General features: G+C 42.6%; 18 protein-coding genes. 10 read left to right on the forward strand and 8 right to left on the reverse strand.

Annotation, left to right across the window (positions count from 1 at the left end; translation table 11 throughout):
- Position 1: 1 nt before the first annotated feature.
- Both L7A31_RS16250 and csdA read left to right on the forward strand, forming a co-directional pair.
- Entirely contained in the window at positions 2 to 601 is a 600-nt protein-coding gene (locus L7A31_RS16250) for a DJ-1 family glyoxalase III (RefSeq protein ID WP_237362803.1), read from the forward strand.
- Complete coding sequence (gene csdA / locus L7A31_RS16255; protein WP_237362804.1) at positions 598 to 1812, forward strand: cysteine desulfurase CsdA; 1215 nt, start codon at positions 598 to 600, stop codon at positions 1810 to 1812. The genes L7A31_RS16250 and csdA overlap by 4 nt, the downstream gene beginning before the upstream one ends.
- Before the next feature lie 69 nt (positions 1813 to 1881).
- On the opposite strand, the gene L7A31_RS16260 is transcribed toward csdA, so the two are convergent.
- On the reverse strand, positions 1882 to 2775 hold the full coding sequence (locus L7A31_RS16260) for a LysR family transcriptional regulator (protein WP_237362805.1): 894 nt from the start codon (positions 2773 to 2775) through the stop codon (positions 1882 to 1884).
- A 119-nt stretch (positions 2776 to 2894) separates the two neighbouring features.
- Here L7A31_RS16260 and L7A31_RS16265 point away from each other — a divergent pair, with 119 nt between their 5' ends.
- The 3 genes from L7A31_RS16265 (at position 2895) to L7A31_RS16275 (ending at position 6618) form a co-directional block, all read left to right on the forward strand.
- The gene (locus L7A31_RS16265; RefSeq protein WP_237362806.1) at positions 2895 to 4112 is read left to right on the forward strand and encodes an MFS transporter; all 1218 of its coding nucleotides are present in this window, start codon (positions 2895 to 2897) and stop codon (positions 4110 to 4112) included.
- Between the two features lie 102 nt (positions 4113 to 4214).
- Positions 4215 to 5789 (forward strand): YjjI family glycine radical enzyme, encoded by a 1575-nt coding sequence (locus L7A31_RS16270; protein WP_237362807.1) that lies wholly within the window; start codon positions 4215 to 4217, stop codon positions 5787 to 5789.
- Entirely contained in the window at positions 5770 to 6618 is an 849-nt protein-coding gene (locus L7A31_RS16275) for a YjjW family glycine radical enzyme activase (protein WP_237362808.1), read from the forward strand. Before L7A31_RS16270 ends, L7A31_RS16275 begins: the two co-directional genes overlap by 20 nt.
- Before the next feature lie 37 nt (positions 6619 to 6655).
- On the opposite strand, the gene L7A31_RS16280 is transcribed toward L7A31_RS16275, so the two are convergent.
- The 4 genes from L7A31_RS16280 to L7A31_RS16295 form a co-directional block, all read right to left on the reverse strand.
- A complete protein-coding gene (locus L7A31_RS16280) occupies positions 6656 to 7099 on the reverse strand; it encodes a SufE family protein (protein WP_237362809.1) in 444 nt (147 codons plus the stop codon).
- 10 nt (positions 7100 to 7109) lie between these two features.
- Positions 7110 to 7919: a tRNA cyclic N6-threonylcarbamoyladenosine(37) synthase TcdA gene (tcdA, locus tag L7A31_RS16285; RefSeq protein ID WP_237362810.1), complete on the reverse strand. Its 810-nt coding sequence runs from the start codon at positions 7917 to 7919 to the stop codon at positions 7110 to 7112.
- A gap of 113 nt (positions 7920 to 8032) precedes the next feature.
- Positions 8033 to 9148, reverse strand: coding sequence for a murein transglycosylase A (gene mltA / locus L7A31_RS16290; protein WP_237363589.1), 1116 nt, complete (start codon positions 9146 to 9148; stop codon positions 8033 to 8035).
- A gap of 93 nt (positions 9149 to 9241) precedes the next feature.
- Positions 9242 to 9715, reverse strand: a complete 474-nt coding sequence (locus L7A31_RS16295) for a DUF2850 domain-containing protein (RefSeq protein WP_237362811.1) — start codon at positions 9713 to 9715, stop codon at positions 9242 to 9244.
- 153 nt (positions 9716 to 9868) lie between these two features.
- On the opposite strand from L7A31_RS16295, the gene argA reads away from it, so the two are divergent.
- A complete protein-coding gene (argA, locus tag L7A31_RS16300; protein ID WP_237362812.1) occupies positions 9869 to 11203 on the forward strand; it encodes an amino-acid N-acetyltransferase in 1335 nt (444 codons plus the stop codon).
- Between the two features lie 237 nt (positions 11204 to 11440).
- The gene (locus L7A31_RS16305; RefSeq protein ID WP_237362813.1) at positions 11441 to 11617 is read left to right on the forward strand and encodes a hypothetical protein; all 177 of its coding nucleotides are present in this window, start codon (positions 11441 to 11443) and stop codon (positions 11615 to 11617) included.
- A 21-nt stretch (positions 11618 to 11638) separates the two neighbouring features.
- Here the strand turns inward: L7A31_RS16305 and recD are convergent, their stop codons facing one another.
- From recD to recC, 3 genes are all read right to left on the reverse strand, one after another.
- Entirely contained in the window at positions 11639 to 13726 is a 2088-nt protein-coding gene (gene recD / locus L7A31_RS16310; RefSeq protein ID WP_237362814.1) for an exodeoxyribonuclease V subunit alpha, read from the reverse strand.
- Positions 13726 to 17367 carry an exodeoxyribonuclease V subunit beta gene (gene recB, locus L7A31_RS16315; RefSeq protein WP_237362815.1) on the reverse strand — a complete coding sequence of 1214 codons (3642 nt, stop codon included), beginning with the start codon at positions 17365 to 17367 and terminating at the stop codon, positions 13726 to 13728. The genes recD and recB overlap by 1 nt, the downstream gene beginning before the upstream one ends.
- Positions 17368 to 17645: 278 nt before the next feature.
- A complete protein-coding gene (gene recC / locus L7A31_RS16320) occupies positions 17646 to 21104 on the reverse strand; it encodes an exodeoxyribonuclease V subunit gamma (RefSeq protein WP_237362816.1) in 3459 nt (1152 codons plus the stop codon).
- 220 nt (positions 21105 to 21324) lie between these two features.
- Here recC and L7A31_RS16325 point away from each other — a divergent pair, with 220 nt between their 5' ends.
- The 3 genes from L7A31_RS16325 (at position 21325) to L7A31_RS16335 (ending at position 23510) form a co-directional block, all read left to right on the forward strand.
- On the forward strand, positions 21325 to 22209 hold the full coding sequence (locus L7A31_RS16325) for a LysR substrate-binding domain-containing protein (RefSeq protein ID WP_237362817.1): 885 nt from the start codon (positions 21325 to 21327) through the stop codon (positions 22207 to 22209).
- Positions 22210 to 22281: 72 nt separating this feature from the next.
- On the forward strand, positions 22282 to 22602 hold the full coding sequence (locus L7A31_RS16330) for a YebG family protein (RefSeq protein WP_237362818.1): 321 nt from the start codon (positions 22282 to 22284) through the stop codon (positions 22600 to 22602).
- Positions 22603 to 22766: 164 nt separating this feature from the next.
- Positions 22767 to 23510, forward strand: a complete 744-nt coding sequence (locus tag L7A31_RS16335; RefSeq protein WP_237362819.1) for a copper homeostasis protein CutC — start codon at positions 22767 to 22769, stop codon at positions 23508 to 23510.

A 23510-nucleotide genomic window follows, 5' to 3' on the forward strand; every position in this document is an offset into this window, starting at 1 on the left:
CATGACTAAAAAAATATTGGTGCCAATTGCCTCTGGCACAGAGGAAATGGAAGCCGTCACAGTCATTGATATGATGGTGCGTGCAGGCTATGAAGTTGTCGTCGCAAGTGCCGAGTTTGATGGTAACCTATGCGTCAAAGCTTCTCGTGGTGTAACGCTCACAGCAGATTGCTTGTTGGTTGACATCGCTGATGATGAGTTTGATGCCGTAGTGCTTTCTGGTGGCGTAGGCGGCGCTGAAATTTTTAGAGACAGCCCTGTTTTACTAGAGATCGTGAAACAGCAAATGTATGACGGCCGTTTAGTGGCTGCAATCTGTGCAGCTCCTGCGCTGGTATTGCAACATCACAACCTATACCCGAAAGCAATCATGACTTGCCATCCTAGCTTTCACGATAAGATTGCGAAGGACAAACTACGAGTTAAACGTGTCACCTACGATATCGATCATAACTTGATCACCAGCCAAGGGCCCGGAACGGCTCTTGAGTTCGCAATGGAAATCATCATAAAGCTATCTGGAAAGGCACATGCTTGGAGCGTAGCAGAACCTATGGTGACGCTCCCTACTCTGCATTACAACAAATTAGGTGAACAATGAATTTCGACGTCAATGAAATTAGAGATCAATTTCCTGCTCTTAAACAAACCATAAATGGTCAGCCACTGGTTTACTTAGATAGCACAGCAACGGCACAAAAGCCTCAAGTAGTTATCGATACTGTCACGCAGTACTATCAAACGCAAAATGCTAACGTCCACCGTGGTAGTCACTCATTGACAGCTCATGCTACTAACCAGTTCGAAGCCGCACGACAGACTATTGCCGACTTTATCGGTGCCAGCTCTAGCAAAGAAGTCGTATGGACCCGCGGAGCAACCGAAGCGCTGAACCTTATTGCGCAGACGTATGCTCGTAGCAAGTTAAAATCTGGCGATGAGATTTTAATTGGCGAAGTTGAACACCACGCCAATATTGTTCCGTGGCAAATTGTCGCTGAGCAAACAGGAGCAAAGATCGTAAAAGTACCAATGACTGCGGATTGCTCACTTGATATCAAAGCGTTTCACCAAAAACTATCAAGTAAAACCAAGATTGTTGCTCTAACCCAAATGAGCAATGTGAATGGCTATACGCCGCCAATTCGCGAACTCACTCAGGCTGCACATAAAGTTGGAGCCATCGCTGTTATTGATGGCTCGCAAGGCATAGTTCATGAAAGAACAAATGTAGCTGACCTAGACGCCGATTTTTATGTGTTCTCTGGCCATAAGATATACTCACCTGCGGGCATCGGTGCTCTCTACGGAAAATACCAATTGCTAGAAGCAATGCCACCATGGCACGGTGGTGGAAAGATGGTTGAGAAAGTCTCTTTTTCAGGCACCACTTACTCTGATGTACCTGCTAAGTTTGAAGCAGGCACACCAAATGTTGCCGGAGCTATATCTCTAGCGAAAGCAATCCAATGGTTCGAGCAGTACTCCATCAACGATATTGAGCAGCATCTACACCAGTTACAGGATTTTGCCTATCAAGCAATGTGTCAGCTTGAAGATGTAAAAGTCATTGGCTACCAGCCCAATAGCAACATCATTTCTTTTATTGTTGATGGCGTTCACCACCAAGATGTCGCAACACTTTTAGATAAACAAGGTATTGCAGTAAGAGCTGGTCACCACTGTGCTCACCCATTTATGGAGTCGGTAGGCATTAGCGGTACGGTGAGAGTATCTTTCGGCATCTACAACACGATTGAAGAAGTCAAAGTGTTTATTAAAGCACTAGAAAAAGCTCTGGATATGCTTTAGCAAACTATCTGTTAGCAACCAAAGCTTTAGTAACTCAAAGACATAACCGTGTTATAGGCGAATAGGTTTCTAAACCTTCTCGCCTATTTTATTGCGTAATATTGCTAAAAATTGCTTCGTTTCTTCGCTAAACACCTTATTTTTATGGAAGAAATACCGATACTTCGCACTTAGCTTTAGGTCATCAATATTGAGTATGCAAAGCCGATCAGACTCAATCCCTTCTTTTAGGGTGTACCTTGGCAGCAAGGCAATACCAATTCCGGCATATACAGCTTTCAGCAGAGCATTTCGACCATGAATTTTTATTCGGCTGTTCTCTTCCGCGATATATCGAGACTTAAACGCTTCCATTGTTTCTCTAAACGACTCTGAAGTTTCCATTTCAATAAAGCACTCATTCTCAATATCTGTTTTTGTTACTTTCTTTTTGCCACGCAGCGGATGGTCAAAACAAGCAGCCAAACATAGATCGGTAGAAAATAAAACTTCACTTCGGTAGTCGCTATCCACTTTAGAGTTTGCAGCAATACACAAGTCAAACTTGTTGGAACCAATAACCTCTGCCATGTTTCTGTTGGATATGACTTCAATCGACACTTTGACATCAGGATCGACATTAAAGAAATCAATCACAGCTTCCATAGTCAGATCTTCTAAGCCCGGAATCACTGCCAAAGAAAACTGTTTGTCGCGCGAAATGTTTTGCTTAATATGGGTTTGCATAACATCTAGCTGCCCCATCACCGCATCCACTTCCAACAACATACTTTTGCCTTGTTCACTCAACTGAATTTTCTTGCCAAATTTTTCAAACAAGGTGAAACCAACGGTTTCTTCTAGCATTTGAATTTGCCTAGTTACGGCTGGCTGAGTGATAAATAACGCTTCTGCTGCTCGATGATAATTGAGGTGCTCTGCGACAACTTGAAAGGTTTTCAGCTGTTTAAGTGTGAAGTTCATTCTCTGAAGTTTGATAAGTTTTTATTATCGGTTTAATGATAATAAACAATTTTTACTCATCAATAAACAGGACTAATCTACTCACATCAAAGAACAATTTCATTCTCAGTGAGGGTACAATGAATACCAATAGCCGGTTTATTTATACAATTTACGCAATTTTCTTCGTCGCGTACCTTACGCTGAGCTCAACTGCCCCTATCTTGCTGACTATCAGTCAGAAAAGTCATATCTCGATGACTGACCTGCAACTCGGCGTTTCCTTACTGTTTTTCTTCTTCTCGGTATCTTCAATAGTTTTAGGGCCCGTCTCCGATTTCGTGGGAAGGAGGAACGTATTACTGATAGCACAAAGCGTTAGCTTTATAGGGTTAGTTCTCTGCGCATTTAGTGACTCTTTTTACACATTTACCTTTGGGCTTATCATTATCGGTTTAGGCACCGGGGCTTTTTCAGTAGTGTCTCGTTCCATAGTGAATCATGCAATTAAAGATCATCACTTACTATTTAAAGCCTATACAAGCTTTTCTGTACTTGTAATTGCAGGCCCAATTGTTGCGACCAAAATGTCTATTGAAATGGCTCAGTTTCTAAACTGGCACCTTATCTACGCTGTTCTTGCTGTATTGGTTTTATGTGTCCTTTTTAGTACTTACAAGAATACTCACGAGCCTGACAAGGCTTTCAAACCAAGCAGAGTCAATGTTAAAGGCATTACCGAACAGTTCTTATATTGCGCTAAAAACCCATTGTTTATGAAAAACGCTATCTTAGTGGGTTTGTTTTTCTCGGTCATACTGGGTTTGTTTCTTGGATTTGGCCCTGAAATCTTTATCAAACGTTTTCATGTGTCTACCAGTGACTATTCCAACATTGCTCTTTTTATCTGCATTGCTTACTTAGTAGGTAACATGATATCCAAGCATATTGGCTCTAGGGTGGATAAGCGTCACCTCAAGTTTGTCGCGTTTGCTGTTGTTGCTATGGCAACTCTAATACTCAGCACACACAACTCTCTCGACTACACCGTAGGAACCTTCTTTACGATTGGAGTAGGAGCAGGAATGCTAGGGCCAATGGGTACGCATGGTGGTATGAAAGTATTGGATAAACACTTTGGTACGGCTGCAGCGATGTTCACAGCATTGTTCTCTATTTTCTCTGCACTATGGTCCTATTTACATGCTGTTCTCAACATCGATGCTTTGACTCTAATTACTGTTATCTTATGGTGCATTGTGATTGGCTGTACTGTATTCGAACTTGTAAAACCCGATCAAGAATCACCGAAACCACAAAGTAACAAACATACCATTCAACACCAAAAAGCTGCATAGTCGATATTGAGGGTGCCTCACTTCGCACCCTTAATTCGAATCAATTTGAGTCATCACGACAAAGGGGTATACTCTTATCCTTACAATAAAAAAGGTTATAAGATGACTCTCTCTAAGCAACGACTCTACAGCATAGTCACAGACAACTGCCTTTCACCATCTCAAAAAAGAAACTATTTAGCAGCCGAGGCAGAAGCTAGCCTTCCCTATCCAGACCTTTCCATAGACGCGAAGCTCGCCAAAGATGAAGGCATAATCTGTGATCTATTTGAAGGCCACGCCCCTTATAAGCCTCGCTATGTACTACCCGATTATGGCAAGTTTCTAAAGCAAGGCTCAGAGTATTTAGAGCTGTCACACGCTGAAGATTTTGATGATGCGATAAACATGCTGACTATTTTGTATCATCATGTTCCTTCGGTGACTTCTATTCCTGTGTACCTTGGGCAGCTCGATGAGATTCTTCTTCCCTACGCAAGTTCACTAAGCGAAGAGCAGATTTACAAAAAGCTTAAACACTTTTGGATTATGCTTGATCGCACTTTGCCTGATGCCTTTATGCACGCCAATATTGGTCCAAGTGATAACATTATTTGCCGCACCATTTTGCGCATTGACGCCGAGCTTAAACAAGTCGCGCCCAACCTCACCTTTATGTATGACCCACATACAACACCTCAAGAGTTATTGCGAATCGCGACAGACAATATCTGCCAATGCAGCAAACCACACATCGCCAATACGCCAGTACATGAAGATGTTTTTGGCAAAGGTAGATTTGGCATTGTAAGCTGTTACAACGTCTTACCACTCGCGGGAGGTGCAAACACTCTCGCTCGAATAAATTTAAAGAAAGTCGCAGAAAAAGCCGACAATTTCACTCATTTTATCGACAAGGTTTTACCTGAATACTGTGACAATCTATTTGAACTGATCGACACTCGCTGTACTTTCTTGCACGAAAAGTCGGGCTTTTTCAAGCAGAGCTTTCTCATCGAAGAGGGCTTAATCGAAGAATCGCGTTTCTCTCCTATGTTTGGAATTGTCGGAATGGCAGAAGCCGTCAATACACTGCTAAGCAAGCAAAACAGCGCCGAGCAATACGGACATTCAGAAAGCGCCAATCAACTTGGATATCAAATATCAGCCAAGCTAGCGCAGGTAGTTGAATCACATGAAGTTAAATATGGCTTGAACAAGCGCGCCTTGTTACATGCTCAAGGCGGAATAGACCTAGACCACGGCGTAACACCCGGCGTTCGAATCCCTTATGGTAGTGAACCTGATCCCGTAACATATATCCAAGCAACGTCTGGACATCATCCATACTACCTGTCAGGTATCAGCGACATACTCACCATCGATGAGACGGTCAAGTCAAACCCTCAAGCCATGTATGACCTATGCTTAGGAGCATTTCATATGGGCTTTAGAGAGTTCACTGCAAACGTAGAATCTAACGACTTGATGCGAGTGACTGGTTATATGGTAAAACGCTCTGAACTGGCCGAATTTAAAGAGAAAGGCTCTCGCATGAATACCACTGTTTTCGCAAGTGGTGCAGCAGACAACTTGTCGGTACTAGACAGAAAACCACGAGTTATCAGCGGCGAAACTTCACCGAAGTTTCAAATAAAGAGTTCAGAGGCTCTGAGCAATGAAGTTCGCGAGAGTTAGTAAGGTTTTACCTTTTTCTTGCGTTGATGGACCAGGCAACCGCCTGGTCATTTTTCTGCAAGGCTGCAACTATGCCTGCCTAAGTTGTCACAACCCATACACAATCAATCACTGCAATGATTGTGGCGAGTGCATTGACACATGCCCAAGCAATGCTTTGACGCTAAATAGCGACAACAAGGTAAATTGGCATAGTCAACTTTGCAGCCAGTGCGACAAGTGCATAGATGTTTGCCCAAACCAATCTTCCCCGAAAATCAACTCTTACAGTTGTGAAGCTATGTATAAGCTGGTAAAAAAACATGCTCCTTTTATCAGTGGCATTACGGTATCAGGCGGAGAAGCAACACTTCAACTGCCCTTCATTTTTTCTCTGTTTAGCCGTATAAAACATGACGCTGCACTGTCTCATTTAACTTGCTTTATTGATAGCAACGGCTCACTTTCGCTTCAAGGTTGGCAAAAAATCCTTCCTTATTTAGATGGGGCAATGGTCGATCTTAAAGCTTGGAAAAATGAAGTACATTGCCATTTAACAGGCAGAAAAAATACTCGGGTACTAGAGACAATTCGATACCTGGCTGAGCATGACAAACTGTATGAAATACGCTTACTTCAGATACCGAACCAAACGGACTTTGAGCAAAGTATTGCTGAACTCGCGGAGTTTATTAACGCTCTGCCAAATGAGGTTCAATTGAAAATCAACGCGTTTCGAACTCATGGAGTAAAAGGTGAAGCGAAAAAGTGGCAAGAATGCAAAAGCGAAGACACCCACAACCTAAGATATGAGCTAGAAAATAAAGTAAACGTAAAGGTCATTGCGTAGCAACGACAAGAATAGAATTAGTACAAATTAGTTAATCTCAGCTCTTATCGGCTTGGCTAACTTTCTGACGCACCTCTTCCACTATCGCATAAAGCCCATTTCCGCGAGATGGACTTAAATGCTCGATAAGGCCCAATTGATTAAAATACTGCTCAATATCGAACTCTGCGATCTGTTGGCTGGTTTTGCCATCGTAGGCCGCTAATACTAACGTAATCAACCCTCGAACAATTCGAGCATCAGAATCTGCTGCAATCTGCCAAACGCCATCAACTTGTTCACAAACAAGCCAAACTTGGCTTTCACAACCAGACACTTTTATTTCTTCTTGCTTTTGCTCATCAGTAAATTTAGGTAGCTGTTTACCCCATTGGATCACTTGGCGATACTTGTCTTCCCAACCAGTCAGATCACTCATTGTTTTTGCAATGTCTTCACTGGTTATCTTGCTACCGAAATCACTGTAGTTCTCTATCGACATTTCAGGCCTGCTACTTCTTGTACTTTTGAATAAGCTTTTCAACCACACGAGCTGCTGCAACGAAGCCAAATGTCGCGGTCACCATGGTGGATGCGCCAAAGCCACTGGAACAATCCATACGTTTTGGCCCTTCTGCTGAAGACTTGACTCCGCAGACAGAACCATCAGCTTGCGGGTACTTCAGTTGTTCAGTTGAAAATACACATTCGATACCAAACTTACGTTGTGGATTTTTAGGGAAGTTAAATTGATGGCGTAGCCTATCTTTCACCTTTTTTGCTAAAGGGTCTTGAATAGTTTTGGTTAAATCAGCCGTTTTAATTTGAGTGGGATCGATTTGTCCACCAGCGCCGCCAATTGTAATCACTTTGATTTTGTTGCTGCGGCAGTAAGCAAGCAGTGCTACTTTCGCTTTGATGCTATCAATTGCATCAATCACATAGTCATAACCTTTGTTTAAGTATTCCTGCTGATTCTCTGGACCAATAAAGTCATCGATAACGTTCACTTTGCAATCTGGATTGATGAGTTTAATTCGCTCTGCCATCACTTCAGCTTTGCTTTCACCCACCGTTCCGGACATAGCATGTATTTGGCGATTAATATTGGTCACACACACGTCATCCATATCGATAAGCGTAAGCTCACCAATACCGGTTCTGGCGAGTGCCTCTACTGACCATGAACCTACTCCTCCGATACCAATCACGCACACATGCGCGGCTCTTAGGATCTCTACCTCGCTTTGACCATAAAGCCTACGGGTACCACCAAAGCGCTGGTCATAAGATTCTGATGCTGGGGAGTTGAGTTCACGCATAAAGATTTTCCAGTTGGAGCGGAATAAACAAAGAGTGCGTTTTATACGCACTCTGTATGTAAATGTCTATACCCAGTTTACTGGATAGTCCGAAGTGATCGAAACGATACCGACTATCTACTCAGTTTTTCTGGTGGCTTAGCCCAAGGAGCTTGAGTTGCAGAATGGTTCAAGCCAAGTTTCCAAACTCGACCAAAGTACTTGTAGTGCCCTGCTTCGATACCCGCTCGAGGCCCCATTCCATAATAGAGATCTAAATGGTTGTCTTTCACTGCACCGCCAGTGTCTAGCACCAGCAGTAACCTTAGCTGATGAACGCCACTCCAAGTACCGTCAGCATTCACTAGTGGCACTTCGGCAAGTATTGGGGTTCCCATAGGTAAAATGCTCGAATCACCCGCAACTGAGGCCATAGGCAGCAAAGGAATTCCCGCCGTACCTAATACGTCATGCGCTTTCCGAGGCAAAAAGAAAACAAAAGATGGGTTTTGCTCTAGCAAGTCTTTCACTTGTTGATCGTTGTGGCTATGTACCCATTCTTTAATCGCTTTGAGCGACATTTTCTCTCTCGGAACTTCACCTTCTTCAATCAGAATCTTACCAATACTAACATATGGCTTATTGTTTTTACCGCCATAAGAAAAATACTCTAGCGTGTCATCGTCTTCGAAATGAACAAAGCCACTACCCTGCACTTCCATGATAAATGGGTCAATTCGATTCGACGCATAACCGAGCTCTAAACCTTTCCCTTTCAGAGCACCATCGTAAATCTGTGCGCGAGTTGGACACTCACTTTCACAATCAGGTTTGGCATAAACAGGATATTTAAACTTGTCATTTGCTTGATGACGCAGTTCCATCACAGGAGAAAAGTAGCCGGTAAATAACACGTTACCTTTATCATCCCCGCCACCCAATTGAGCCGCTTGAACACCATATTTGCTCAGGTCTTTTGGATCTCCGCTTTCTAATATCCAATCGTTGAGTTTCTTATACAGTGGCTGATAGGTCGTCGCCATCGACGGAGAGCGGCTTGTCACTTCATTCGCTTGCTTAGAAAATTTGGAATAATCACGTGGCGCGTTAGATTGAATGGTCTCTGATTTATTCAAGATTGAGTGGAATTGACCATCTTGATACTGCTGCCCTCTATCTGTTGGATTGACACAGCCAGCCAGCAAAGCAGACGCGATTAAAATAGATGAAAACTTGGTAATACTTGCCATTCCTTTGTTTTTCAACACGATGCACTCCAGCATGAATCATAACAATTGTGGGATTTGTGGAATGGGCAAGGATGACAAACTACGAATGAAATCTCAATCGGTGAATTGCCATCTAGATCGATTTTTATGACTTCCTGACAATTGGTAGACAGGTTGGTAGGGCAGATCTGTCACTAACTTCATTTTCGACAAGTTCTTATCGAGCAATATGAACTTTATCTGCTTGCCACCAGAAGTATATTCAAAGTACTGGCCGTCGAAATTAAATTGAGTAGACACTACTGCGCCGTCAATGAGTACTCCTCTTTTACCTATCACAAAACGATCAGCCATATACGGCGCAACTTCTTGCTCAACCCACATACCGTACAGACGATCTTTGGGCATGTTTTGCTCTCGATACCGTTGATACAAATCGAAGTATGCGTATATGACAAAGACCACTCCAACTGCTACGACGAGCATTAGAGAGCGCTCAACCCATTTTTGCATTGGTGACTTGGTGGCTTTCGCCTGTGGATTGACGCCTGGAATTCGTTGTCTAGCACCTCTAACAGGCTTATTCATAAAAAGTGATTTACTCTTCTAATTTACCTTTAGTATAGAATCAGAATCACAAAGGCTAATGACTAATTACTAGTTTTATTGGCAGGTCGCTATTGAAAAGTGAATAAAAAAACAATAATAATACATACAAATTCACAACATATTTGCCATCACGTGAAAATTCGTAGCACCGAACTCGTCAAAGGTTTTAGACAATCAGCCCCTTATGTCAATGCTCACAGAGGGAAAATCATGGTTATCATGCTTGGTGGTGAAGCCATGCAAGACCAAAACTTCACGAACATCATTAGTGATATTGCTCTACTTCACAGTTTAGGCGTTAAAATTGTTGTAGTTCATGGTGCGCGCCCTCAAATCAACCAAACCTTATCAGATAACAACTACCAAACCGACTATCACAAAGGTATTCGTGTCACCGATGAAACAGCTCTAAAGCATGTAATGCAAGCTGTAGGGCAGGTTCAGTTAGAAATAACTGCAAGGCTATCCATGAGCTTAAACAATACGCCGATGGCTGGAAAACAGCTCAATGTGATAAGCGGAAACTTCGTCATTTCACAGCCGTTAGGCGTCGATGATGGTGTTGATTACTGTAATAGTGGCCGAATTAGACGAATGAACACCGACGGCATACTCAGCGCACTAGAGCTAGGTTCAATTGTATTGCTTGGGCCAGTTGCTGGTTCAGTGACTGGAGAGTCATTCAACTTATTGTCAGAAGAAGTCGCCACACATGCAGCGATCAAATTAGGCGCAGAAAAACTCATCGGCTTTTGCTCTGAACAAGGCATTATTGACGAAGATGGCAACGCAATCGCAGAAATATTTCCGTCAGAAGCCGAAGAACGCTTGATCCAACTCGAAGAAGCCTATGCTCAGAACAATGAATATTCTGGTACATTGCGATTCTTACGTTCGGCAGTTTCAGCCTGCCGCTCAGGCGTGCCAAGAAGCCATTTAGTGAGCTACAAAGAAGATGGCGCGTTAATTCAAGAGCTGTTTTCTTTCGATGGGATCGGCACTCAAGTAGTAAAAGCCAGTGCGGAAAGATTGAGAACGGCAAAAATTGACGATATTGGCGGCATACTAGAGCTCATACAACCTCTCGAGGCGCAAGGTGTACTAGTACGCCGCTCCAGAGAGCAGCTCGAGCAAGAAATTCATCAATTTACTATCATCGAGAAAGATGGGTTGGTCATAGGCTGCGCTGCACTGTACCCATACAACGAAGATAAAACAGCTGAAGTGGCCTGTATGGCGATACATACTGAATATCGAGAGGGAAACCGTGGTTTGATGCTGCTTGCACACCTGAAGCAACAGTCAAGAAAGTTCGGCATTGAGTCTATTTTTGTTCTTACCACACATAGCCAGCACTGGTTTTTAGAGCAAGGTTTTATCGAGGTAACAGTCGAATCTTTACCTATACAAAGGCAGGATTTATATAACTTGCAAAGACGTTCTAAAATATTTTCTCTAGCTGTATAAATTTATCTTATAGAAAAAACATTGCCAGTAACGTCTTTATTATCAGTAAAAACATAGAGTAAACTCGAACTGCGTAGAATTATTACATAAAGGTTTACAAAAGCCCTCTATACATAGCGCTGCTATTTGCTAATATGCGGACGCCCAAAAAAGGTCATAGGACTCTAACCCACAATACAAACGTGGGGCTCGCATGGATTGCCGTTTTGTCAGTACGAGTATGAGAGCTAACCATCAATGAGAACCATTATTTGTAAATCAATTCAAAGCTTTTGGGATATGGCTGATAATCAGTTACTAGAAGGACTGGACGTCCACTGTGTATTCCAAGTGAATGAAGGATTACGAGCTTTTATCTTAAACTATCAGGAACAATACAAGATCCGTAGCATTTCATTTGCTGAAATAGCTTAAGCTCAAAAATGCCACGGATGGTTAAAACGCACTTAACTTTGCAGCCAATCCACTTGCTCTAACTGTTTTCGATCTAATCGCCTTCTTCAGCAACACCTTGTCACTATAAAGTTCAAAGTACTGCCGAGCTCTAGTCACGCCTGTATAGACCAACTCTCTAGTCAAAACTGGGTTGTACTCTTTTGGCAAAATCATTTGCACAAAGTCAAATTCACTACCCTGAGATTTATGAATAGTCATGGCATACGCCGTTTCATGCTCTGGTACTCGACTTGGAAGGAAAGCCTTGATAGTGCCATCTGGCAACTCAAAAAATACTCTCAATCGCTCGCCATCAAAGATACAAATACCAATATCACCATTATATAAGCCCAAGTTATGGTCATTTCTCGTCACCATCACTGGCCTTCCGTGATACCACTGCTCTCCTTTCACATATATGAGTTTTCTCGCTTCCAACCCTTGCTCTATCTTTTGATTGAGCCCAGAAACTCCATAGTCCCCTTCTCTTAAAGCACACAGCAAACGACAGCGAGAAAACGCGTCTAACGATAATCTTGCCAGCTCAAGCACGTTGCCAGTATGTTCACTGCTCTCTTCAATTGGCTTTAAGTAATCTCGATATTTCTCCACAATCGTGCGAATCATTTGATTGAGGTTGGTTTTGTTCACACTAAACTGAACAATGTCGCGAAAATCATTTTGATAGACTTTCTCTAGCTCCTCAAAGTGGCCTTTATTTATTGCTTTCGCAAGCTGACCAATGCCAGAGCGAATATCAAATCGATAGCTTTTTTGCAGCATGCATAAGCTGTCAGAAATCACAGGCAATGCTGATGAATGACTAGCAATATGGTGATGAGTTAACGCAGCAATAGATTTAGCCTGTACTGAGCTATAACCATGTTTAAGGAACTGACAAATATCACCTAGCACTGAGCCCGCTTCTACTGAAGACAACTGATCTTTGTCTCCTAATAAAATTAGTCGAGCATTGTCAGGCAATGCTTCAATAATGCGATACATCATCGATAAATCGACCATCGATGCCTCGTCAATCACTAACACATCCACCTTTAGTGGGTTACTGCGGTCATGCTGAAATTTTACACTATTCGGAATTGCACCAAGTAGACGGTGAATAGTACTAGACTCTGTGGGAACAACGGCTTTCAGGCTTTCATCAAAATGGATACTCGCAAGCGCCTTACCTACCGACTCTGTCAATCTTGCCGCCGCTTTCCCGGTTGGTGCCGCGAGCTTAATGATCGGTTGTTCATTGTTGTGTTTAGCTTGCGCTGCTAGTGCCAATAATAGCTTGGTTACTGTTGTTGTTTTTCCAGTACCCGGCCCACCAGATATCACTGCTAGCTTTCGGGTTAACGCGATAGAGGCCGCGATTTTTTGCCAATCAGCGCAAACCTGCTTTGTAACCAAGATGTCTAGCTCAGATAGCCCTTCAGGGCTCTGAGCCTGCTGGCATACGCCGTCCACAGCTTGCCAATCAATGCTGTCTGTATCAACCACATCCAAGTAATCACAAACTAGTCTCTGAGTCGTTGGGATAGACAAATTGCCCTGCTTTCGCTCTTCACTCAATGCCTTAAATAAATAGCTGTAATTGCGACAAAACAGTTCATTGAGAACATTCGACAGGTTGACTAATCGCTCACTATCAAGCGTGACAGGCATAGAAAGCGCCTGAAGCTTATCAACCAATACAGTTTCGTATTGCCAATAGCGCTGCATATACAACCTATAACCATCAAAAATTATCGGTACTGCATGCTGACCTGTACCAACTAATGCGTTACTGGCTAGAATCTCTCGCCAATCAATACCTTCCACCTTTTTAACAAGGTCTGCATTGTGCTCAAATAAACGAGCAACCGTGTGAATGAACTGTTTCGTTATGCCTTTATTGTCAAAAATAGGCAGACATACATTCCCCTTACCTAACTCAATACTGAGCAAGCCAGCCAGAAACGAAACTTCATCTTGGTTATTGGATAATTGAGTGTAAATAAAACGAGAAAATTGATAGTCAATAGGGCGAATGTTGCCCAAAAGAGACAGGTGCTTCAGCTCGTTGAGTAAAACGTCTTTCATTACAGCCCTAACTCCATTTGTCCACTTTCAGTCCCAGAAGACAAACTTGTTTTTCCATCAATCAATTCGTCCATCTCGTTAATAAGTGCATAGTCAGGCTTTTGATAGAAAATCCCAGACTCTTGTTCTTTTGCAACACCACGCAGGAATACATAGTAAACACCTCCAAAATGTTGGTCGTAATTGTAATCTGCTATCCGCGTTTTCAAATATCTGTGCAAAGCCAAACTATAGATTTGGTATTGTAAATCATAGCGGTGGTCGGCCATCGCCTCTTGTAGTGCTTGCGAGTGATAATCTTCTATGCTGTCGCCTAGATAATTAGATTTCCAGTCGAGAACATAGAACTTTCCTTGGCATTCAAATACCAAATCAATAAACCCTTTCAACATGCCTTTGACTGGATGAAAGCCCAGCTCTCCAGCCAATTTAGAAATTTGATCATATTTATGAACAATCGTATTCAACTGACTGGCTGTCAGCATTTGAATGGGCAGAAGAAACTCCATTTCAACAAGGCGGCTTGTGGCAGGAATATCTGCCAAACACACTTCGCCTTGATTCAGTTTTGCCTGCAATACATTATCAACAAGCTCGGATAAGACTGGTGACCACAAGAGATCGTAGTTTTCTCTCTCCAGCAATTTCATAATGATTTGCTGGTTTTCGTCACTGTCGGCTGGCAAGTTAAAGTCAACTTGCTCAAATAGAGTGTGCAAAAATGTACCTGGCCTCGCCCCTTTAGGGAACGAGAAAATAGAATACTCAAAAGCTGTGGTAGCGCTTTCTAACTCCTGTTCTTCCTCGGAGTCAATATCAAAGCTAGCCTCATCAACAATTAGCTCTTTTTGCTGCCCATGAGCACTGTGCTTAACCAAACCTGAGTAGCTGGTCAATCGCCAGTTACGCTCAATATCTCGACGAGAGTCCTGTGCCTGTATATCAAGGTTTTCCTCAATAGTTGGTGCAAGTTTAGCTTCTCCCGCTATCGGCAAATCTGCTATCGCTATCGAACTTGTTGCTTCGCACAGTGACTTTATCGACTGCTGCAATACACTCGCATCACCTTCCACACCATTCTGAATCAAATGCCCTATCGCACTTTGGTGTAAATCGGATGTTTGTTTTTTTGCATTGCCTTTCTTAATCGGTGAAATACCGACAAAACAGCCGTAAACAGATCGGGTTAAAGCAACGTATATAAGACGCAAATCTTCAGCTATGCGCTCTTTTTCCGCTTTTTCCAACGCTTCTGCACTTTGCTCAACATCAAGCACCGTTGTTTCAGAAGATGGATCGTGATATTTAGCTTCTCTCGCCTGACTATAACTACAAGCAAAAGGCAAGAATACGAGGTTGTATTCAAGACCTTTGGATTTATGAATCGTAACGATCTGTACCAGGTTGCTTTCTGATTCTAAACGTTGATTGTGCTCTTCCGAGTTCGATGCTCCTGAAGCATCATCAATTTTTTGCGACAACCAATGAATAAGCCCAAAAAAGCTATCGATTTCCAAACTTGCTTGTTGCAGCAACTCACCAAGGTGCATCAAGTCAGTCAGAATTCTATCGCCACCTTCTCGGCTCAATAAATGCTCGGCAACTTGTCGCTTACTCATTAGTGAGCGCAACATCGGCAACAGCCCTTTCTGATGCCATATATTCCGATATTCTTTAAATTCGAAGATCGCGGCTTCCCATGCGTTCTCATCATTGTTCAATCTGTCTAATGTCGAGATTGGCAAATCGAATAACGAACTTGCTAAGCAAGCTTTTAGGTAGCGCTCATTTTCTGGAGCTAGAACAGCATTTAAAACATTCAGTAAGTCTCTAGCGACAGAACTTAAAAAAACACTTTGCCGATTCGACAAATACACACTGGCAATACCGCGATCCAAAAGAGCTTGTTTTATAAGTTGGGCCTGACTGCGATTTCGCACCAATATCGCGATATCACTGGCTTGAATCACCTTCTTGCCCGAGTTTTTCGTTAAATGCGCTTTTTGCTCCTGAGCGGCAGATAAAATTGTGTATATCTGGCTCGCAGTTGCCTGCGCCATGGTCGCTTGGTAGTCGCCGATGCTAGTAAAAGAATCACCTTGTTGGCTAAGCCAAACGTTGAAAGCCGGCTGAGTTAACTCTTCTTGGCCTATACTCAAGCTCCAAGTTTTCAATTCAGAACCGGGGCTAGATTTCACAGGAAGAAAAGGAATTTCTTCATCATAAAAGAACGGGCTATCTGCAGTTGAAAACAGCTGATTGACCGCCTCTACCATCTGAGAGCCAGAACGCCAGTTCGTATCCAATGTGTATTGCGAGGTAACTTGCTGCTTAGCTTTTATGTAGGTAAAGATATCTGCGCCGCGAAAACCGTAAATAGCTTGCTTAGGATCGCCAATCATGAGCAAAGCACTCTGCGGATCAGACAGATATATTTGGCTAAAGATGCTGTATTGTAGAGGATCGGTATCTTGAAATTCATCGATCATCGCAACAGGATACTGCTGGCGGATTTTCTCGGTTAGTGTGGCCGTATCATCTATGTCGATAGCGGCGGATAATTGAGTGAGTAAGTCGTCAAAAGAAAAGACCTGTTTTTGCTCTTTGACTTGCTTGAGACGTGCTCGGCACTGCTGAATAACCTGAGCAAGTAGCGGCCCTTTTAAGCTGATTTCCTCAGCCAAAAACTCATCAACTTCATCAAAAATAGTGTGAACAGGCACTTCGCCCTTTTTCGTTTTCTCATGCAAAAGTCTCTGAGAAAATCGTGACAGATTTTTGGGTACAGAGTAACTTTTCGTCTCAGACTCAGCCCAACTTGTCACCTCATCTAGCCACTTGGGTACCGTATTGGATTTGTAGCTGCGTTTGTCCACACCTGATGACATAATCAGATCGTGTAAATCTTGACTACTTTCAATCCACCGCTGCTTTATGTTTTGAATACGAGAAATATTATTTTCGTGTATGTCGAGCAAAGCGCTTTTTGGGGGCGCTGTTGTTAGAGATAGCTCAGCGCCAGATAAGTACCTTCCAACTTCTTCAAACAGTTTTTTAGGCGATTCCCACAGTTTTTTTATCTCTTGGACTAAGTCTATTGGCAACGAATAAAAATTCTTGCGCCAATAGTCCGCTACAACTTGGGCTTTTATGTAGGCTTCATCGGTAATCAGTTCATTGTTGAACTGAGCGCCAGACTCAAACGCATGTTGCTTGAGCATACGCTGACAAAAGCCGTGAATAGTAAAAATAGCAGCCTCATCCATTTGACGTTCTGCATTGAGAAGTAACTGAGCAGCCGCTTCTCTGTTAGGTGTTTGCTCTAGAAATGGATTAAGAAAATCATCTTCAGTTTTTCCGCGCAGAAAAGCCAGTCTTGCCTCATGAATTCTCTTTCGTATTCTGTCTCGCAATTCTTCTGTTGCAGCTTCAGTGAAGGTCACAACCAAGATTTGATCAACCGTTAAAGGCTGGTGATGTCTAGCCTGATCGTCACCATGGCCTAACAGCAAACGTAAATACAACCCTGCTATGGTATAAGTTTTCCCCGTTCCTGCTGATGCCTCTATTAATCTCGAACCATGCAGCGGAAATGTCATGATATTCAGTGGTTGTACATCTTGGGGAGAATTCGTCGGCATAATGCACCATTTCAAATAACTTAAATCAATTTAGGGAGTCGCCCCTAGATTTTCAATGTCGATATATTAAGCAAATACTGTATCTTCGCGTGACTCAGACGGTATTATTGAGACATTTCTGCAATCACTTTGTAACAATAGAGTGGGATGAGATTCCAATCACGAAATAATCCAACAATTGTAGATAGAATTTCTGTCGATACTTAAGCAATTACCTCTTACTTATCTTAGTTTTATTGGTCTATAAAACCTCGGCCGTCCAGCAAATCCCTACACTTTTACTTGTTGGCGGCCAATTTTCTTCCATCGGCAGCATTTTCTACAGCTTTCTTTAAAATCTCATCTGCATAATGCAGGTTTTTTTGTGCTAGTTCTTCATTCCATTTCGGCCACAACCTTGAAATATAAGAATCACTCCCTTCACCAGAGATCTGCTGCGTACCATTAAATTCAGCCGCCATTTTCTTATAAATATCTTCTTTACTTGGCGTGACTTTACCTTTGCTTACTTGCGCATTTAAGCCAGCTAGTGCAGTTTTAGGGAAATAGGCCAATGGCTCATTCATCCCACCAACAAAATATCTCAGTAAGGTAGAAACTTCTTTCTTAGCCCATTCTTCATCATCAATCGCCGCATACACTTTGTGCTCAAGGCTGGTTTTATTCAAACCAACCAGATGAGTAGTCTTGGACTTGCCGATAGCCGCCGCACATAAATGATCGATCCAAGCAGCTAGATAATCCACAGAACGAAGCCTACCACTACGATAACGGATCAGCCCTGCTTGGTAGTTTCGTGATAACCAACCAGTGATAAGAATTTGTTTTCCTGGTTCAAGCTCTATAAGCAATGTCACCTCGATATCTTGTTCCGGCAAGGCGCAGAGATCCTTAATTTTCTCATATATAATCTCTGCTTTATCGCGCTGGGCATCAAAGTCCAATGTACCAAACTCTCCAACAGGGAGGTTTCCGTAGGCTCTTTGTTTTTGAATATATTCAGGCCACTGCTGTGCTGATAGATTAGCGTTAGAAACATCATCAACCAAGTGTTCAAGCAGTTGTTCTCTCAAGTTGTAGCTTTGCAGAGAATCTAACGCAAATGGCTCTTCATCTTCAGGCACCCAGTGCTCTGATTGAAAATAGACTTTAAGGCGTCGATTGAAAAAATACTTCACTGGTAGTTTGCAAAACTTGTGCAGCTCCCTCAAATCAAGTTCATACGGAAAACTGGTGCCCAGTAAAAAGTCGTCCAACTCTTCGATAGCTTGATTGTGCTCGATACCTTGAGTTTTGGCAGCTGGCAGCCATTCTTTAGCAAAACTTCCTTCTCCTTCCAGAAATGCGCTGGGACTAAACGGTGTCATCGCGTGGCTATGACTCAGAAAGTCAACCAACCGATCACCTGATTCATCGGTAGATAACTGCTCATCCCCTTCTAGACAGTAATTTTGATGACAGTAGTCAATAAGCTCAGAGACCAATACCGAAGGTACTTTCTCAGTATTTTTTTCTATCGAGCGCCCAACGTAGCTGACATACAAATTCTGTTGTGCGGAGAGCATTGCTTCCAGAAACAAGTAACGGTCGTCGATTCTACGCGAGCGATCTCCGGGCTTCGCTCTGCCCACCAGCAAGTCAAAACTCTCTGGAGGAATTGAACGTGGATACACTCCATCATTCATACCTAGTAGGCAAACCACCTTAAATGGAATAGAGCGCATTGGCATCAAAGTACAAAAGTTGACTTGCCCTGCTAGGAACCTCTGACTGACTCTTGTTCCCGACAGTTTGTCCTTCAAATATTGGCCGATAATATTGGCTGGCAAATCTTGCTCAAACTGGGCTTCTACAATGTTATCTTGCAATGCAATAATGGCATCACGAATTGTTTTCAGTGCAATGTCACCTTCCGCATCAACTTCAAAAAAGTCATCAATCATGTCAAATAACGCAATTTTCCACTCATCAATGACATGGGAACCTTGTAGCCTTTGGCGGTAATCGCTAACCATTTCTACAAATTGCGCTATCTTGCCCGCTAATTCTGCGCGAAGCCCCTGAACTTCATCATATGGCGCTAAGTTTTGGCCATGTTGGTGGAATAATCCTGCCTCATCAGACATCGCATAGCCAAGCAACATCCTTTGAATACCAAATTGCCAAGTATTCTGTTTTATCTTCGGCAGCTCAAACTCAGTACCGGTATGCTCATCTAGGCCCCATCGCACCCCGGATTCTTCAACCCACTGCCTGACGAGGTCAAAATCCTCTTCACTAATAGAAAGTTTATTCAAAATGGCAGGGGTTTCTAAAATCTCAAGCAACTCTGAAGAAGAGCAACGACTGCTAGGCAATTCAACCAAGCGAACAAACGCCTTTAAAATTGGGTTTTCAACGTCAGCGCTAAGATCCGAGATTGAGAATGGAATATAACGATCAGATGGCGCGTTACTAAACACAGCATGGATCGCAGGGCTGTAGCTGTTAATGTCAGCGACCATCACAATAATATCACGAGGGGTCAAAGAAGGATCTTTGTTGAACATCGACAGCAATTGATCGTGCAATACCTCCACTTCTCTTAGCGGACTATGGCAAGCATGTACGGTGAAAGAGTTGTCTGGTACGGTCACGACTTTTTTGTGCGCACTAGATTCAAAAGCAGCGTCATCTTGGTGCTCCTCCAAGTTCAAAATATCTGCTTGAAGGCTGTGCAGCAGTGAATCGCGATCAATATCTGAGAAAGCTTCTATTTCTTGAGACTCTAATTGAGCAAGAAGAAATAAATTGTCTCGCCCCAGTTTCCCCATTGATGCAAGTAAACTATTGCCGACTTCACTTGTGTGCAAGTCGTCTTCAACGTTTTGCTCAATGCTTCCCTTCAATTGCTCCGTTGTACCTTCTAGCTTTGAGCTTTCTTTATTCCACTCAATATGTTGGCGCTGCCTTGCAGATAATTTTGCTAAGAATTTTTTGTCTCGTACCTCTCCCCAATAGTAACGACATGGGTTGGTAAACATTAGGTGTACATCTATGTGGCAACCAATGGCTTTCAGTGCATCTAAATATCGGGGAGGCAAAGAAGAAATACCAAAAACAAATAGCCTTTTGGGAAGAAACTCTAGTGAGCCCGAATAATTTTCAACTGAATCAATAAAGTGTTCATATAAGTTCGCTCGGTGAAACGGCGATTGACCAATCTGCAATGTGTAGTCATACAACTCTTGCCACAGAATGGGTTGCCAAGGGTGCTCACCTTCTAACTCTGGGACTTCTCGACTATCTTCCCAAGCAGCTATCCATTCAGGGCGATACACTAGGTAACCATCGAAGGTGTCCGCAATCTTTTCTGCCAGCTGGTAGAGTTTCGTACCATTAACATCAGAATGTAAATAATTCGCGAGGGGCTCAAATTCAGGCTTGTCCAGCTGAGTTGGCAGGATCTTCATCAACTTCCAGCACATTGAATCTTTGTTGAAGGCACTTCGTTCAGGAACATCTTGTAGAACTCGAGTAAAAAGATCCCAAATGAATGCTGCGGGAAGAGGAAAGTCGACATTCGCAACGACTTTCAACTCTTTTGCTATCTCCATTTTTAACCACTGAGACATCCCTGAACTTTGTACAAGAATATGCTCTTTTTCGAACGGGCTGGTTGGAGGATCGCGCCGAATCAGCTCAACCAATAAAGACTTTAAAATATCAACTTGATTGGAATGGTAAACAGTAAACAATTGCGGCTCGATCTACTAAGAATTGATGAAAAGCAGCTTAACATATCGAAAAAGATAAATAGATCTTAGTGTTGTAAAAAATTTGACACTATGACTCTTGTTTTTATTCAGTGAATTGATTAATTCTATTAATTAAACGACCTCAGAAACTATACCCGTATTGCCGAAAGGTACTGGCTTGTCCTAAATATCATTGAAAACCTAAAAGGGATGGAAACTTATGGCGACCAATATCTCGCTCAAGCAACTCAAAGTCTTCACTACCTTAATTCGCCATAAAACCTTAACGTCAGCTTCAGAATCTCTGTATTTATCTAAAGCAGCTGTGAGCATGGCAATTAGCGAGCTCGAAAAGCAGATTGGACGCACCTTATTTGATCGCATAAACAATCGGCTAATTCTGAACCAAGAAGGGCAAAAATTGTTGCCGTTGGCCGATGAACTATTGCAGCGCAGCAAAGAAATTGAGCAAGTGTTTAGTGATAACGATGAACTCTCCGGACAGCTAAGAATTGGCGCCAGCGACACTATTGGCAATCAAGTCGCACCCGCTCTTCTAAGTGAATTTCGTCACTCTTCTAACCATACTTGCCAAAGCCTTTTTATCTCGAATACAGCCTTGATTTGCCAAAAATTAATTGATTATGAATTGGATATTGGCTTAGTTGAAGGTCATGTGGATCACGATGAAATATCTTCCTGCTCTTTTAGCCAAGATGAAATGTGTGTTATTTGCTCACCAGATCACGTCCTAGCCAACGGAAGCACGTTGGGCCTGTCGGGCCTAAACAATATGAACTGGGTACTGCGTGAAGCAGGCTCTGGCTCTAGGGAATTTTTTGTCACTAAAATTGCTCCTCAGCTAGAGTCTTGGCATGAGTCTTTTCAACTGAATACGACAGAAGCCCTGATTAATAGCGTCTCTGCTGGGCTAGGCTTAGGTTGCTTGTCGTTGTTGTCCGCTAAACATGCCGTTCAGGACGGACGTGTGTGTATCATTGATTTAGATATGAATATGAAAAGGCAATTTTGGATTCTGTTACACAAGGAAAAATACCAAAGTCCTCTTCTAAAACGATTTATTGATTTTTGCCATCACTACTAGAAGTCTAGACTTACACTTACATTTCCTGTATAAAAAAACAGTAATCAAACCATAGACACTAGAGGATTAACCATGGCTGTAATCGTGAAGTACGTGGTGGAACGCAACGGAGAAGAAAAGATGACTTTTACCTCTAAAGCCGAAGCTGACGCCTATGACAAAATGCTGGATATGGCAGATGCACTTTTTGATTTAATGGGTAAGAGCGAGCTAATCGAAGACGAATCTAAGCAAGAAGAAATTGCCCTCTACTTAGCACAAAACAAAGAAGAAGTACTTTACGCTTTAGGAGCGAAACGCCGCCCTGCACCTAAGAAGCCTAAAGTGGTAGAAGACACTGAAGAAACTGCTGTGGAAGCCGATCCGTCTGACAGTGAAGAAGACGCAGCATAATAGCTACGTTATAGATTGTTTAAACCCAGCTTTAAGCTGGGTTTTTTGTATCTAAAATTCGCTATGCAAAAAGGGGAAACTGGTTAGCAATGTCTTTACCCTGATAGTTTGCCTCTATAGTCGATATACTCACTTGCAAAGGAAAACAAAGTATTGGGTGTAAAATGCAGTTAGAAGTTTGTATCGACAATTTGGAATCTCTTGAATACGCAGAACTAGGCGGAGCTACAAGAATTGAGCTTTGCTCTTCACTTGCTTTAGGAGGCCTAACTCCTAGCTTAGGATTTATGAAGCTAGCAGCCAATAGCACTCAACTCCCTATATACGCAATGATTCGCCCGAGACAAGGAGACTTCTTGTACTCAAAGCAAGAAATTGAATCTATGCTAATGGATATCGAAGCCGCAGCAGAAGCCAATTTGCAAGGCGTTGTATTTGGCATACTTTCCGCTGACGGCAAAATGGATATTGATGCGACAAAACAGCTGATCGCGAAAGCTAAAGAATTAAATCTCGGTACTACCTTTCATCGCGCAATCGATCAATGCAAGAATCCTTTGGAAGCGATTAAGCAATTGTCTGATATTGGCTGTGAACGGGTATTGAGCTCCGGGCTAGCAAATCAAGCTCCAGAAGGTGTCGACGTGTTAAGACAAATGGTTGAAGTTGCAAATGGACAACTAGCCATTATGGCTGGAGCTGGCGTCAACGCAGAAAATATTAGGCACATTCATCAACAAACCAAAATTGAAGAATTTCATATGTCGGGCAAATCTGCAAGGCAGAGCGCAATGGAATACATATCTAGCCAAGCACAAATGGGGGCTAATTCTATCGATGATTTTTCAATCCCAGTGACAAATACAACTGCAATTTCCAAAGCTAAGCAGCAATTAGATATACTCTGA

Source organism: Vibrio marisflavi CECT 7928 (assembly GCF_921294215.1).
Classification (GTDB): domain Bacteria; phylum Pseudomonadota; class Gammaproteobacteria; order Enterobacterales; family Vibrionaceae; genus Vibrio; species Vibrio marisflavi.